The 12,819-nt window shown below is 73.3% G+C and carries 17 protein-coding genes and 1 pseudogene; 11 read left to right on the forward strand and 7 right to left on the reverse strand.

The window, feature by feature from the left end; all coding sequences use genetic code 11:
* Positions 1–248 (reverse strand): annotated as a pseudogene (locus ABZ920_RS01850) (RNA polymerase sigma factor SigF); the annotation flags it as partial.
* 190 nt (positions 249–438) lie between these two features.
* Here ABZ920_RS01850 and ABZ920_RS01855 point away from each other — a divergent pair.
* Positions 439–774, forward strand: a complete 336-nt coding sequence (locus ABZ920_RS01855; protein WP_361497630.1) for an STAS domain-containing protein — start codon at positions 439–441, stop codon at positions 772–774.
* Positions 775–914: 140 nt separating this feature from the next.
* Positions 915–1,361 carry an ATP-binding protein gene (locus ABZ920_RS01860; RefSeq protein WP_361497633.1) on the forward strand — a complete coding sequence of 149 codons (447 nt, stop codon included), beginning with the start codon at positions 915–917 and terminating at the stop codon, positions 1,359–1,361.
* A 214-nt stretch (positions 1,362–1,575) separates the two neighbouring features.
* On the opposite strand, the gene ABZ920_RS01865 is transcribed toward ABZ920_RS01860, so the two are convergent.
* Positions 1,576–1,905 (reverse strand): WhiB family transcriptional regulator, encoded by a 330-nt coding sequence (locus tag ABZ920_RS01865; RefSeq protein ID WP_361498339.1) that lies wholly within the window; start codon positions 1,903–1,905, stop codon positions 1,576–1,578.
* A 1,164-nt stretch (positions 1,906–3,069) separates the two neighbouring features.
* A complete protein-coding gene (locus ABZ920_RS01870) occupies positions 3,070–3,336 on the reverse strand; it encodes a hypothetical protein (protein ID WP_361497636.1) in 267 nt (88 codons plus the stop codon).
* A 184-nt stretch (positions 3,337–3,520) separates the two neighbouring features.
* On the opposite strand from ABZ920_RS01870, the gene mgrA reads away from it, so the two are divergent.
* Positions 3,521–4,564 carry an L-glyceraldehyde 3-phosphate reductase gene (mgrA, locus tag ABZ920_RS01875; RefSeq protein WP_361497639.1) on the forward strand — a complete coding sequence of 348 codons (1,044 nt, stop codon included), beginning with the start codon at positions 3,521–3,523 and terminating at the stop codon, positions 4,562–4,564.
* A gap of 242 nt (positions 4,565–4,806) precedes the next feature.
* Positions 4,807–5,592, forward strand: a complete 786-nt coding sequence (locus ABZ920_RS01880; RefSeq protein ID WP_361497642.1) for an SAM-dependent methyltransferase — start codon at positions 4,807–4,809, stop codon at positions 5,590–5,592.
* Between the two features lie 129 nt (positions 5,593–5,721).
* Here ABZ920_RS01880 and ABZ920_RS01885 read toward each other — a convergent pair whose 3' ends face one another.
* Entirely contained in the window at positions 5,722–6,681 is a 960-nt protein-coding gene (locus ABZ920_RS01885) for a M28 family metallopeptidase (protein WP_361497645.1), read from the reverse strand.
* 333 nt (positions 6,682–7,014) lie between these two features.
* Between ABZ920_RS01885 and ABZ920_RS01890 the strand changes: the two genes are divergently transcribed.
* A complete protein-coding gene (locus ABZ920_RS01890; RefSeq protein WP_361497648.1) occupies positions 7,015–7,491 on the forward strand; it encodes an SRPBCC family protein in 477 nt (158 codons plus the stop codon).
* A gap of 87 nt (positions 7,492–7,578) precedes the next feature.
* Here ABZ920_RS01890 and ABZ920_RS01895 read toward each other — a convergent pair whose 3' ends face one another.
* Positions 7,579–8,199 carry a TetR-like C-terminal domain-containing protein gene (locus tag ABZ920_RS01895; protein ID WP_361497651.1) on the reverse strand — a complete coding sequence of 207 codons (621 nt, stop codon included), beginning with the start codon at positions 8,197–8,199 and terminating at the stop codon, positions 7,579–7,581.
* 119 nt (positions 8,200–8,318) lie between these two features.
* Between ABZ920_RS01895 and ABZ920_RS01900 the strand changes: the two genes are divergently transcribed.
* The 3 genes from ABZ920_RS01900 to ABZ920_RS01910 all read left to right on the forward strand — a co-directional run bounded on the left by ABZ920_RS01900 (position 8,319) and on the right by ABZ920_RS01910 (position 10,142).
* Positions 8,319–9,332 (forward strand): zinc-binding dehydrogenase, encoded by a 1,014-nt coding sequence (locus ABZ920_RS01900; protein ID WP_361497654.1) that lies wholly within the window; start codon positions 8,319–8,321, stop codon positions 9,330–9,332.
* Between the two features lie 135 nt (positions 9,333–9,467).
* A complete protein-coding gene (locus tag ABZ920_RS01905) occupies positions 9,468–9,788 on the forward strand; it encodes a hypothetical protein (protein ID WP_361497657.1) in 321 nt (106 codons plus the stop codon).
* Between the two features lie 90 nt (positions 9,789–9,878).
* The gene (locus ABZ920_RS01910; protein WP_361497660.1) at positions 9,879–10,142 is read left to right on the forward strand and encodes a hypothetical protein; all 264 of its coding nucleotides are present in this window, start codon (positions 9,879–9,881) and stop codon (positions 10,140–10,142) included.
* A gap of 120 nt (positions 10,143–10,262) precedes the next feature.
* Here the strand turns inward: ABZ920_RS01910 and ABZ920_RS01915 are convergent, their stop codons facing one another.
* On the reverse strand, positions 10,263–10,895 hold the full coding sequence (locus ABZ920_RS01915; RefSeq protein WP_361497663.1) for a hypothetical protein: 633 nt from the start codon (positions 10,893–10,895) through the stop codon (positions 10,263–10,265).
* 414 nt (positions 10,896–11,309) lie between these two features.
* Here ABZ920_RS01915 and ABZ920_RS01920 point away from each other — a divergent pair, with 414 nt between their 5' ends.
* Together ABZ920_RS01920 and ABZ920_RS01925 are read left to right on the forward strand one after the other, a co-directional pair.
* Positions 11,310–11,735, forward strand: a complete 426-nt coding sequence (locus ABZ920_RS01920; RefSeq protein WP_361497666.1) for an ATP-binding protein — start codon at positions 11,310–11,312, stop codon at positions 11,733–11,735.
* Positions 11,736–11,780: 45 nt separating this feature from the next.
* Positions 11,781–11,993, forward strand: coding sequence for a hypothetical protein (locus ABZ920_RS01925; RefSeq protein WP_361498341.1), 213 nt, complete (start codon positions 11,781–11,783; stop codon positions 11,991–11,993).
* A gap of 208 nt (positions 11,994–12,201) precedes the next feature.
* Here the strand turns inward: ABZ920_RS01925 and ABZ920_RS01930 are convergent, their stop codons facing one another.
* Positions 12,202–12,417: a hypothetical protein gene (locus ABZ920_RS01930; protein WP_361497669.1), complete on the reverse strand. Its 216-nt coding sequence runs from the start codon at positions 12,415–12,417 to the stop codon at positions 12,202–12,204.
* Positions 12,418–12,643: 226 nt separating this feature from the next.
* On the opposite strand from ABZ920_RS01930, the gene ABZ920_RS01935 reads away from it, so the two are divergent.
* Positions 12,644–12,817, forward strand: coding sequence for a hypothetical protein (locus tag ABZ920_RS01935; RefSeq protein WP_361497672.1), 174 nt, complete (start codon positions 12,644–12,646; stop codon positions 12,815–12,817).
* Positions 12,818–12,819: the final 2 nt, after the last annotated feature.

Here is a 12,819-nt window from a genome sequence, read left to right on the forward strand (position 1 = left end):
TCCTCCATCTCCTCCGGCCCACGACTGCGGAACCGCGCCGCCGCGAACCGCACCAGCGACATGTTCATCTCGATCAGCGTGTTCCGCGCGTACTGATACTCCGGCGTGCCCTCCTCCAGCACCGCCAGCTGATCGAAGAACACCCGGCTCAGCTCCCGCGCGTCCCGCGGAGCCACCTTCGAGGGATCGGCGACCTCCGGCAACCGCGCCGTGCTCGTGTCGATCTTCGCCGTCGCCGTCGCCGTCATGTTCGTCCTCCCTGGTGACCGGCCCTGTGCCTGACCACGTTGGGCTGCGTCTACCCCGCCATCCGGGTGACACACCTGCCGATCTCCGGCGGGCCTGCGCGACCCGGGCGCGAGGGGAGGGTCACACGACTGGATCGGCGGCGCCCGGAAGTGTGAAGATGTCCCGATGAATTGGCCTTCTGAAGCGACTGTGCAGGTCAGAAAGCATGAGCGTATCTTCGAGATCTCGGTGCGCGGCGATGTCGACTATGCCGAGACCGACCTGCTCGAGGCGGCCTGGGCCGAAGCCGACGAAGCGGGCACGTCCGCGACGGTCGTGGACCTGTCCGGCGTGACGTTCGGCGACAGCGGTCTGCTCAACGCCCTGATCGCCGCTCGGCAGCGCCACCTGGCGAGCGGCCGTTCCCTGATACTTCTCGGTCCCCTGCAGGAGTCCATCGTGCGGCTGCTGCGGCTGACGGGGACCTTCGAGCACTTCACGATCACCGATTCGCGCTCCGCGGCACTGGAAGCCGACGCCGGCTGAACCGCGGACGCCCGCAACCGGCGGCGTGCGGCCGCCGTCCCCATGAGTGAGGCGACAGCGGGTAACCGACAGGAGAGCGAGGACACGGCCCGTAGTCACAGAAACAGCAAGGACCCCTCTCACACGCAAAGGCACTGAGCATGGCCCATCCGCTTAGGAAGCAGGCGGCGGCCGAGCGGCCTCCCGGCTCGACTCCCACCCTGCACTACAGCGCCACCTGGGACATCGACGCCCTGCGCATCGCGGAAGCGCGGGACGCGGTGCAGGCATTCCTGCTCCAGGCCGGCCTCACCGGCGATCGGCGCGTCACCCAGGACGCCCAGCTGATAGTGAGCGAACTCGTCACCAACACCATCCGGCACGCTCCCGGCCCCAGCGGGCTGCAGCTGCGGCTCACGCCCGGCGACCGCACCCTGAGCATCACGGTCTGGGACACCTCCCCCGAGCTGCCCCGCGTGCAGGCGCCCGAGCCACGGCGCGTCGGCGGCCACGGGCTGCACCTGGTCAACACGCTCAGCGACCGGCTGGAAGCCGCTCCCCTCGACGGCGGCAAGCGGGTCACGGCCACGCTCAGCCTGGACCGCTGAGTGCCCGCGCGCATCGGCGGCGCGCCCCTCTTCTTCTCATTCCTTTCCTCTTTCTCCCGCCTCACCGCCAGCACCGAGCCGACGGTCGCGGTCGTCCTGTGCGGGGCACGGGCACCCCGCCGGCACACCGGCGGGCCTACGGACGAGACGGTCCGGCCGGCCGCCGCCGTATCGACCGTCCCTCCTTCAGCAGGCCGCCTTCAGCAGGAGGCTCTCAGCAGGCCGCCCTCACCGGCTGGTTCTCGGCACCCTGCGCGGCGGCGCGGTGGTTCTCGTGTTCCATCCGTGCCGTCTCCAGCAGCCGTCGCCAAGAGGTGACGGTCGGCCGACGGCGCAGCAGGGCCCGGCGCTCGCGTTCGGTCATGCCGCCCCAGACACCGTGCTCGATCCGGTGGTCCAGGGCGTAGGCCAGGCACTCGGTACGGACCGGACAGCCGGTGCACACGACTTTGGCCCGGTGCTGCGCCGCTCCCTCGACGAACAGGTCGTCCGGATTGCCCACCCGGCATGTCCCGCGCTCGGCCCAGTCGGTCTCCACTCTCACTCCGCTCACGTCCTCTCCCCTGTTCCGGCCCGCAGGAGCCGTTGCTTCATGCGACCGGCATGTGACGGTACGTCCGCACCGCGCGTCCCGGTACCATGCGTCCCGCTTCCACCACACCTTCGGGTGACCGGCCTTGTGCCACGACCCGCCGCGCGCTATTGCGCAGCCGGTCTGTCCGGTCGTCCTCCGCGCCGCGCGGCTCGCCGGCCCGTGGCTCATCCCGGGCGTCGGGGGCCGGCGCGGCGCGGTCGCCAGTCGTCCCGGCGCCGGGTCCGCGCGCCCTCGTGGATCCCCGCGTCCCGGGCGGCGCGGAAGGCGGCCAGTGCGCGCTGCTCGGCCGCGGCGTCCGCAGGCCCGGCTCGCAGCGCGCGGCTCAGTGCCGTGCTCACACCGGTGACTGCGGGGGCCGCCGGGCCGGTCCCGGGTGCGCGTCCGGGCGTGTTCGGGCGCGAGTGGGCGGCTCCGGTGCCGTCGCTGTGTCCGTCGCCCATGTTCCTGTCCGTCCCTGCACCATCACTGTCAACTACAGTGACGTTTCTGACGCGTCAGATACTCAATGCGACCGCCGACGGCTGTGGTTCCGCTGTCCCGGCCGGTCCGCCGGACCTAGTCATCCCGTTGACGCACCGCCACATCCGGCCCCACGCCGCGGACTCGGGTGCCCGCGGCGACGTCGGCACCGGTGCTCGCGGCGAAAGCCCGGCCGGGGGCGCGTGCGTACGGCTGCCGGCATCAGGGGCGGTGGTCGCCTTGGCCGTCCGCGGTCCGGTGGGGACCTCCCTGACGGCGTGCGGTGCCACCGGGACGGAGCCACGTCACGGAGGTCAGGCGGAGGCCCGGCCGGGGCGGACTGCGCAGGCGGACGCGGACACGCAGGTGGCGCGGCCCCAGGACCGCGCCACCCGTCTTTCCCCATCCATCCGCTCGCTCCCGGTACCCGCTGCGCGCCGGCCCATGCACGGGCCCGTGCGGCCGGGCGGCGAAGCCGACCCCGACGGCGTACTCGAACGGTCCCGCTCCCGCTCCCGCTCCGAGCCGAGGCCCAGCGCGGCGTCGGGTGGTCCGTCCATGTCCGTCCCGGCGGACTCGTCCTCCGCCCAGGCCCGGAGCACACGGTGGGCGGAAGCGCCGTTCCGGCCGGGCAGGGCCGCGGGTCCCCCGCCGTCAGGGCACGTCCCCGCGCCAGTCGAAGCGGCGGCCGCCGTCGGCCCGCGGGCGGTACAGGGCCCGGCCGCCCGGACCGTAGCGTCCTATCTCGGTGCGCAGCTCGACCCCGCCCCGCAGTTCCTCCTCGGACCGGTCCGTGACGTCGAGGAGCAGGCCGTCCAGGGGGCCGCCGACCAGCTCCGCGTACGACCGCCCGGGCCGTGGCCCCGCATCGTCGTGGTCGGCGCCGTAGACCCGGCCGCGCATGAACTCCAGCTCATCCATGCGGGCAGGATCGCAGGCGCCACTGACAGCGGGCCGGGACGGCCGCGACCGCATTCAGCGACGGCGCTGCTGAATGCCATGTGGAGGAACGGTTGGACTTCGGGGTCGGGCAGATGCAGGGTGGGCTTGTCCCCCGCTTTCCCGAAGCGGCCGCACCTCCTCGCACCACCCGGAGAAACGCCTGATGAGCTACGTCGCAGACCCCGAGCGCTACAACGGCACCATGCGCTACCGCCGCACCGGGCGCTCGGGGCTCGACCTTCCCGTCCTGTCGCTGGGCTACTGGCACAACTTCGGCGACGACCGGCCGTTCGAGACCCAGCGCGAGATCGCCCTGCGCGCCTTCGACCTGGGCATCACCCACCACGACCTCGCCAACAACTACGGCCCGCCCTACGGCGCCGCGGAGATCAACTTCGGGCGTCTGATGAAGCAGGACCTGGCGCCGTACCGGGACGAGCTGGTGATCTCCACCAAGGCCGGCTGGGACATGTGGCCGGGCCCCTACGGCCAGGGCGGCGGCTCGCGGAAGTACGTGCTCGCCTCGCTGGACCAGTCCCTGCGCCGGACGGGGCTGGACTACGTGGACATCTTCTACTCCCACCGGCTCGACGCGAGCACGCCGCTCGAGGAGACGATGGGCGCACTGGACACCGCCGTCCGTCAGGGCAAGGCCCTGTACGTCGGCATCTCCTCCTACGACGCCGAGCGGTCCCGCGAGGCGGCGGCCATCCTTCGCGACCTGGGCACCCCGCTGCTCATCCACCAGCCGTCGTACAGCATGCTCAACCGGTGGGTCGAGACCGAGGGCCTGCTCGACGCCGCCCAGGAGGAGGGTTTCGGGGTCATCGGCTTCACAGCGCTCGCCCAGGGCCTGCTGACCGGGCGTTACCTCGACGGCGTCCCCGAGGACTCGCGGGCGGCGCAGGGGAAGTCGTTCGACACCGGCTGGCTGTCCGACGCCATGCTCGGCAGGCTGCGGGCGCTGAACGACATCGCGGCCCGGCGCGGGCAGACCCTGGCCCAGATGGCCCTGGCCTGGGCGCTGCGCGACGAGCGCGTCACGTCGCTCGTCATCGGCGCCTCCCGCGTGGAGCAGCTGGAGCAGAACGTCGCCGCGCTGCAGAACCCGGACTTCACCGGCGAGGAGCTGGCCGAGATCGACAAGTACGCCACCGACGGCGACGTCGACCTGTGGCAGGCCGCCCGCACCGGAACCCTCGGCTGACCCCGCGCGGTCCCCGGGCGCGGCGGGACCGACCCGCCCGCCCGGCGCGCCGTGCTGCGCCGGGACGTGAACTCCCCCGCCCCGGCGGACCACCGCGCCGCTGCCCGCGCCGACGGCCTCCGCGCGCCGCCGAGTTCGGGCCGTGACCGCCCCAACTCCCCTGTCTGCACGGCGGGTCGGCTCCGACGTAGGATGATCCGAAAAAACGGCGCGAGCTGTTCACCGGTGCGACGGAGACTGCCATGACGACCGACACCCCTCACCCGCCGATCGACACCAGCAGGGCCCACCCCGCGCGGGTCTACGACTGGCTGCTGGGCGGCAAGGACAACTACCCGGTCGACGAGGCGGTCGGCGCCCAGTTGCCGCCGCAGGCGAAGGACGCGGCGCGGCAGAACCGGGAGTTCATGCACCGGGCCGCGGCCTGGCTGGCCCGGCAGGGCGTCGAGCAGTTCCTCGACATCGGCACGGGGATCCCGACGGAGCCGAACCTGCACCAGATCGTCCAGGACGTCGTGCCGTCGGCCAAGGTCGTCTACACGGACAACGACCCGATCGTCCTGCGCCACGCGGAGGCGCTCCTGGTCAGCCGGCCCGAGGGGACCACCGACTACATACAGGCCGACGTGCGGGAGCCGGAGGGGATCGTCCGGCACGCCCGGCGGGTGCTGGACTTCGACCGGCCGGTGGCGCTGTCGCTCATCGCGCTGATGCACTTCGTGCCCGACGAGCAGGACGCCCACGGCATCGTCCGCGACCTGGTCGCCACGCTGCCGTCCGGCAGTTACCTGGTGCTGTCGCACGCCGCGTCGGACCTGTACCCGGAACTCTCGGCCCAGGTCACCGCCGAGTACGCCCGGGGCGGCATCCAGCTCGCCTTCCGCACGCGGACCGAGGTGGAGCGTTTCTTCGACGGCATGGACCTGGTCGAGCCCGGCCTGGTGACGGCCACTCAGTGGACGCAGCCCGGCCTGGAGCTGATTCCGGAGGAGAGCGGCATCTACGCGGGTGTGGCCCGGGTGCGCTGACCGGGCGGAGGTGGTGCCGTCCGACCGCGGCGTCGGACGGACGGCCCCGTCACGGCACGCCGGCGCCGTCGGGCGCGGAGTGCCGGCACCCCCGGGGAGCTCCCACGCCCCGGGGGGAGTTCCGGGGTCCTACGACGACAGGGCCCAGACCGCGTACGCCACAGCGTCCGCGTTGCGGTTCAGGGCGGTGTCGTCGATGTTGGACGACGTGTCGCAGGACGAGTGGTAGCAGCGGTCGAAGGCCTGGCCCGCCGTACCTCCCCATTTCGCCGCCTGCGCCGAGGTCTTGACGTAGTCCGCCCCGCTGAAGATGCCGCCGACCGGTATGCCCGCGTTCTTGAAGGGCGCGTGGTCCGAGCGGCCGTCGCCCTCGGTCTCCCGTTCCGTCGCGACGCCGAGGCCGGTGTAGTAGTTCTTGATCGTCTGCTCGATGGCGGGGTCGTCGTCGTAGACGAAGTAGCCCGGGTTGGGCGAGCCGATCATGTCGAGGTTGAGGTAACCGTTGATCTTCGTGCGGTTCGTGGCGGACAGCCCGGCGACGTAGGTGCGGGAGCCGACCATGCCGAGCTCCTCCGCGCCCCACCAGGCGAATCTCAGGTGCTTGGCGGGCTGGTAGCCGGTCCGCGACACGGCGAGCGCGGTCTCCAGGAGCGCCGCCGAGCCGGAGCCGTTGTCGTTGATGCCGGGGCCCGCGGTGACGCTGTCGAGGTGGGCGCCCGCCATGAGGACCTGGTTGGTGTCGCCGCCCGGCCAGTCGGCCACGAGGTTGTATCCGGTGCGGCTGGAAGCGGTGAACTGCTGGACGGTGGTGGTGAATCCGGCCGCGTCCAGCTTGGCCTTCACGTAGTCGAGCGAGGCCCGGTAACCGGTGCGGCCGTGCGCGCGGTTGCCGCCGTTGGCGGTCGCGACGGACTGCAGCTGCGCCAGGTGCGCCTTGACGTTGGTCAGGGAGATGTCGGGCGCGGCGGCCGCTGTCCGGGGAGCCGGGGCCGCTCCCGCCGTGGCACCGCCGCCGCACAGGAGTGCGGCGGCGACGACGGTGACGGCGGTGGTCGCGGCAGGGCCGGCGAGACGAACGGAGTGCTTCATGGGTGCTCCGTCTGTTCGAGGTGGGGAGGCACGCGGCTCCGGCCGGGGTGCGCCGGAAGACCGCATGACATGTCCACGATCGATGTGGGGTGCCTGGGATGGTGTCGGCCGGCCGATGGGCCGTCAAGGGAGGAAACCGGGCAGCGGCGTCCGCACAGAGATCCCGGAAGCTGCCCCGGAGTGTCCCGCCGCGGGCCGGCGCGGCCGGCTGCCTGAACCGCCCACCCGGAACGCGCAGTCGTAAAGCCGCATTCGTCGGGTACTCGCGCACCATGCCGAGCGGCGGGCCGGCGGCCCGCCGCGGCCGATCAGTGAGACTGGAGGCACACGTACATGAGCACGGTCAAGGAAACGGTGGAAGTCGAGGTCCCCGTCCGCACCGCGTACAACCAGTGGACGCAGTTCGAGTCCTTCCCCCACTTCATGGAGGGCGTCGAGGAGATCAGGCAGCTGGACGACCGGCACAACCACTGGGTCACGAAGATCTCCGGCGTCAAGCGGGAGTTCGACACCGAGATCGTCGACCAGCTCCCCGACGAGCGCATCACGTGGCGCACCACCAGCGGCGACACCCAGCAGAAGGGCACGGTCCGCTTCGAGCGGGTGGACGACACGCACACGCGCGTCGAACTCGTGATGGACATCGAGCCCAGCGGCGTGGTCGAGAAGACCGGCGACCTGCTGGGGGTGATGGACCGGCGCATCAAGGGGGACATGAAGCGCTTCAAGCAGTACATCGAGGAACGCGGTGACGAGTCCGGAGCCTGGCGCGGACGCATTGCGCCAGGGGACGCCGGTGGCACTCACTGACAACGGCGACGACGCGCCCCGACTGCCCAGGGCAGTCGGGGCGCCTCTGTGTGCGGCGGGTCGGGGCCGCCCGCGGAGCGCCTCCCGTCAGGCGCCGTCCCGGGCGGCGGTCGCCGTCCCGTCCTGCCGGGACGCGGCTCCGCGCAGGGCGAGGTCGACCAGCCTGGGGGCCAGCGTCTCCTCCAGGGGCGCCCCGCTGAGCAGGACGCGGGCGAACAGGGGTCCGCTCACGGCCTCGACGAGCAGAGCGGCGTCGGTGTCCACGGCCAGTTCGCCCCGCTCGACGCCCCGCCGGACCATGACGGCGGCGCGCGCCAGACGCTCGCTCCAGTAGGGGCCCCGGCGGCCGTCGAGGGTGTCGTCGCGCTCGACGCTCAGCCGCAGCAGCGCCCGGCCCTCGGCGGTGCCGAGGAGGCGGGCCAGGGACCCGAAGAACCGCACCAGGTCCTCGCGCACCTCACCGGTGTCCGGAATCGGCAGCGCGGTGTCGAGCCGGGTGGTCAGCGCGTCGAGAATCAGGTTCTCGCGGGTCTTCCACCTGCGGTAGACCGACGTCTCGTGCACCCCGGCACGTCGCGCCGCGGCGGCGACGGTCGCGCCCGCCAGCCCCTCGGCCGACAGCAGGTCCACCACGGCGGCCAGCACGGCCTGCCGCATGTGCTCACCGCGGCGGCGCAGGGGCGGCGCGGCAGGGCCGGACGATGTCATGCCACCACCCTAAAGCAAGTCTTCTTGCGTTGTGTTGCCGGGCACCGTACGGTGCACCGCGAGGTGACCTGCGACAGCCGCGTGGATCACCCGCACCCACCCAGGAGGTCACGCGCGCCATGGACCGCATGCTCGCCGCCCGTCTGCACGTCCCGACCCGCTCGCTGCGCCTGGAGGAGGTGCCGCGGCCCCAGCCGGGTCCCGGGCAGGTGCTGGTGAAGGTCGAGGCGGCCGGGGTCTGCCTGTCCGACGTACACCTGATCGACGGCACGCTGACACCCCTGTTCCTGCGCGAGGAGAGCGTGACGCTCGGGCACGAGGTGTCCGGCACCGTCGCCGAGACCGGGGAGGGCGTCAGCGCCTGGACGCCCGGCCAGCGCGTGGTGCTGTACGCGGGCGAGACGCGCGACGGCGCCACCTACACCCGCGGCGTCGACTACGACGGAGGGTGGGCCGAGTACGCGCTGTCGGCGGCGGACGCCCTGACGCTGCTGCCGGACACGATCCCGTTCGAGCAGGGTGCGATCATCCCCGATGCCGTGTCGACGCCCTGGGGGGCGATCACCGCCACCGGCGACGTGCGGCCCGCCGAGGCGGTCGGCGTGTGGGGCGTGGGCGGTCTGGGCGTCCACGCGGTGCAGTTGCTGCGGGCGATGGGCGCCTGCCCGATCGTCGCGGTCGACCCGAGCCGCGTCGCCCGCGAGCGGGCCCTGGCCGCCGGCGCGGACCTCGCGCTCGACTCGGCCGACACGGACCTGCGCGACCGCGTCCGCGCCGTCACCACCGGCCTGGGCCTGGCCGCCGCCTTCGACTTCGCCGGGGTCCCCGCCGTGCGCGAACAGGCCCTGTCCGTGCTGGCCCCGAAGGGGCGGCTGGTCCTTGTGGGGCTGACCGACAAGCCGCTGACCGTCACGGACGGGACCCGGTTCAGCTATCTCCAGCAGCGCATCCTCGGGCACTACGGTTCCGACATGCCGGCGGCCCTGCCGCAGCTCCTGCGGCTGATCCAGGGCGGGCGGCTGGACTTCTCCGCCTCCGTCAGCGGCGTGCTCCCCCTGGCGGAGGCCGCCGAGGCCGTCCAGCGGCTGGAACGGAAGGAGGGCGATCCCGTCCGTCTGGTCCTGCGTCCCTGACGCACACCGGGCCGCGCCGTCCCCCGCGCAGGAGCGGACGCCGTGCCGGGTCCGCCGGCCGAGCACCGTCCTGGCCCGGCCGGGCGGACGCCCACCGGGCGCATCGTGACGTCGTTGCGGGAAACCCGGCCCCGCATGACACACGATCAGCAGCACGACCAGCAGTCCACGTCCCCCTCCGACGACCAGCAGGTGGTCGACCGGCTCGTGCCGGTCTGGCTGGAGGAGACACGCCGCAACGACGCCGAGGCCGCGCGCCGGGCCGACGAGGGCTGGCAGAAGGGTTCGCTGTCGCCGGACGCGGCCCAGGACCTGGCCCACTGGGTGACGGCCCGGGTCACCGACACCGCCTTCAACGAGGACGAGGGCCCCGACGTCCGGGGTCCGGCACGCATCACCCCCGCGGACAAGGAGAGCGTGCACCGGTGGCTCTCGGCGCGGGGACACCGGATCTGACCCGCTGCGGGTGCGGCCGGCAGGCGCGCGGACCACGATGGTGGAGGTGCACGATCCGGTGTGCCGGCCGATCGGGAACAGGTGCGTCACATGGACAGAAGGCGGCTGGTCGAGGCGACCGCGGGCAAGGCCACGGAACAGGATCCGCAGGCGCGGCTGGCGGCGGAGGACGTCGACAGGGTGCTGAACGCGGTGTTCGGCACCGTGGAGCACCCGGGCACGATCGCCGAGGCGCTCAGGAACGGCGAGACGGTCGTGTGCGGCAGTTTCGGCAGCTTCCACGGCGACGACGGCGCCGTCACCTTCCGCCCCGGCAAGGCCCTGGCCGAGTTCCTCGAGGGCTCCGTGCGGTGAGCCGGCGCGCCGTCCCCGCCGGGGCCCGGCACCTTCGGGGACAGGCGGCGGTACCGGCGGTGAGCGCGGGAGGGCGCCGGGCCGGCCGAGGTGGGGAACCCCGGCCGGTCCGGGCCGCTGTCAGTACAGCTTGCCGACGGCCGTGACGGTCGTGGCCTTGAAGTCGCCGACCTGGGCGTTCCGGAAGTCGCCCATCTGGCCCCACCGGACGAACGTCACGGTCCTGCCGTCCCGCCCGACGGAGAAGAGGTTGATGTCGGAGCTGCCCCAGGCGGAGGCGGTGTGGAGGCCGTAGACGTGCGCACCCTCCTCGACGGCGATCCTGCCGTAGTACTTCCCCACCGCGGTGATGCCGGGGTCCTCGCGCGTCAGCTTCCGCGCGCAGCCGGCGAGGTCCTTGCGGAGCAGGGCCGCGAACGCCTTGGCCCGCTGCACGCTCCGCTCGACGACCGTGACCTGGAGGGCACCGGTGTCGAACTCGGTCCAGTACCGGCGGTGGCTCGCGATCGACGGCAGGGCCTCGCCGACGCAGACCGGCAGCGGGTCCGGCTGTCCGGCGGTGACCGGTCCGGCGTACCACGGCGACGCCGGGTGCGGGGGCAGCTCGCCCGGCGCGAGGAACCGCGGTGACCCCGCGGCCGCCGTGCCGGAGCCGGTGGTGGTGCCGGCCGCCGCCGGGACGGCGGTGAGGCCGACGGCCGCTGCCGCCAGAGCGGCGACGGCGAGCCGGGTGCTGCGCGTACGGATGTCCATGAGTCCCCCAGGCCGTTCGTGCGCCCGCCCGGCGAGGTGTCCGGGGAGCGCTGTCGGTGCTGTGTCTGATACGACCCGCCAAGCCCCCCGGTGGTTGCACGGGTCCGGCGACGGATCCGCGCCGCCCCTCCGGTCCCCCGGTCGGTGCGCGACGGCCGCGTGCCGGGCCAGGGCGGCAGCCGGCCGGGAAGGCGTGGGCCGCGCCCACCACATCGCCCACCGGACGAGTGCCCCGAGCGGGCCGGAGCGGGCACGGCGGCATACGGGCACCTCAGCGGCCGCGAGGGGTCCGAGGGCCCGTACGGCACCGCGGTGGCCGGACCTCCGCGCGACCGGTTCACCCCGCGCCCGCGTCAACCCCGGCGCCGGGGGTAGACGCGGCACAGCAGGACCGACCGGGAAGGGACCACCACAGTGGACGGATCGTCGCTTCGGGCAGTGGGCTGGGCACGCTCCCTGCCGATCAACAGCGGAGTGAAGGCCGCCCGTGACTGGGCGCGCGAGCACCTGGAGACACTCGGGTGGACGGCCGGCGCCCCGGAGACGGTGGACGCCGTGCTGCTGACCGTCTCGGAACTGGTCACCAACGCCCACCGGCACGCGCACAGCTCTGCCCAGTTGGTGCTGACCTGGGACAACCGGTGCCTGCACATCTCGGTGCACGACAACTCGAAGGACATCCCGACGCCGCGCCCGCCGAGCACCGAACGGGTCGGCGGACGGGGCATGTTCCTCGTGGACGCGCTGGCCGACAGCTGGGAGGCACGGCCCTGTCCGCACGGCAAGACCGTGACCGCCTGCTTCCGCCCGCCGGCCGAGGCGACCGCCACCAGCGGATGACGCGGGCGGCGGCCGCCCCACGGTGACGGTTTCCCCGCCCCGGGGCTGCCGGATCCGCCCGCGGTCGGCGTCCAGCTCACCGTTCCGGCGCCCTACGAGTGGCTCCAGTGGTTCGGGCACAGGCGGCACGAGAACCACCAGGACCGCAAGACCTCGGCCTCCGTGGGCCGTTGGCGCTCCACGGACCCGAGGCCGGCACCCGGCCGGCCTGCCGCGTGCCGGACCCGCCCGCCCGCCGTCCCGGGGCGGGGCATGTGACGCCCGGCCATGGGGCGCCCCGGCGAACGGTGTTCAGCCGAATGTGCGTGCCGGATGGCCAGGTGGACGGAGACCAGGCCGGCGACCCACGGGGCCAGGGTGCCGAGCAGCGCGCCGGTGGCCGCCGGGACGGCGCCGACGGAGCGCGCCGGTGAGCCGGCCCGGGCGGGCGCGAGGATCCTGCGCCGTTCCTGCGCGGCCCCGGCGCTCACGACGCGGCCTCCTCCCGCCCGGTGCCGTCGGGGTCCTCACGGCCCGTGAGCTTCCGGACCAGGACGACGACGGCGCCGAGCGCGAACAGGGAACCGAGGGCGAGCTGGAGCCAGTGCGGCCAGCGGAAGAACCTGAGCACCATGAGCAGGATGTGCGCTGCGACGCGCACCCTGCCGGACGCCGAGAACTCCACCGCGGCATGAAACGACATGGCGCACAGCCCCCCTCCACCGGGCCACACCGCCCGGGCCCCCGTGATCGTAGCGGCCCCGGACGGCCTGCGCGCCGTCGGCCGGCAGGGCCGGCGCTCGGCCACGCGGTGCGAGCGGACGCAGGCTTTCCCCTACCGGCAGTAATCTGATCAACTTTTCTTTACGTGCCCCTTACAGCCGGCTGAGCGCCTTCTCCGCCCACGCCCCCATGAAGCGAGGTTCTCCGTGCCGTCCACGAACGACGCACTCCAGCAGGCGCGATCCGACTACGAGGAGCATGCGCGCACCTGCCGCCAGTGCCATGCCCACCCCGCGCCGTGCGCCGTGGCCAAGCACCTGCTGCGGCTGTACAACAACGCCAGGCGCGGCGTGCCCCGGCCCGGCGGCACGAGTCGGTGACG

The organism is Streptomyces sp. NPDC046831 (genome assembly GCF_040645305.1).
Taxonomy (GTDB): domain Bacteria; phylum Actinomycetota; class Actinomycetes; order Streptomycetales; family Streptomycetaceae; genus Streptomyces.

Bases quoted from the DNA above. Each gene is read 5' to 3' on its own strand.
- ABZ920_RS01860 (WP_361497633.1), top strand. From the start codon at position 915: ATGGCCCATCCGCTTAGGAAGCAGGCGGCGGCCGAGCGGCCTCCCGGC.
- ABZ920_RS01900 (WP_361497654.1), top strand. From the start codon at position 8,319: ATGGACCGCATGCTCGCCGCCCGTCTGCACGTCCCGACCCGCTCGCTG.
- ABZ920_RS01895 (WP_361497651.1), bottom strand. From the start codon at position 8,199: ATGACATCGTCCGGCCCTGCCGCGCCGCCCCTGCGCCGCCGCGGTGAG.
- ABZ920_RS01890 (WP_361497648.1), top strand. From the start codon at position 7,015: ATGAGCACGGTCAAGGAAACGGTGGAAGTCGAGGTCCCCGTCCGCACC.
- ABZ920_RS01915 (WP_361497663.1), bottom strand. From the start codon at position 10,895: ATGGACATCCGTACGCGCAGCACCCGGCTCGCCGTCGCCGCTCTGGCG.
- mgrA (WP_361497639.1), top strand. From the start codon at position 3,521: ATGAGCTACGTCGCAGACCCCGAGCGCTACAACGGCACCATGCGCTAC.
- ABZ920_RS01870 (WP_361497636.1), bottom strand. From the start codon at position 3,336: ATGGATGAGCTGGAGTTCATGCGCGGCCGGGTCTACGGCGCCGACCAC.
- ABZ920_RS01905 (WP_361497657.1), top strand. From the start codon at position 9,468: ATGACACACGATCAGCAGCACGACCAGCAGTCCACGTCCCCCTCCGAC.
- ABZ920_RS01930 (WP_361497669.1), bottom strand. From the start codon at position 12,417: ATGTCGTTTCATGCCGCGGTGGAGTTCTCGGCGTCCGGCAGGGTGCGC.
- ABZ920_RS01910 (WP_361497660.1), top strand. From the start codon at position 9,879: ATGGACAGAAGGCGGCTGGTCGAGGCGACCGCGGGCAAGGCCACGGAA.
- ABZ920_RS01880 (WP_361497642.1), top strand. From the start codon at position 4,807: ATGACGACCGACACCCCTCACCCGCCGATCGACACCAGCAGGGCCCAC.
- ABZ920_RS01885 (WP_361497645.1), bottom strand. From the start codon at position 6,681: ATGAAGCACTCCGTTCGTCTCGCCGGCCCTGCCGCGACCACCGCCGTC.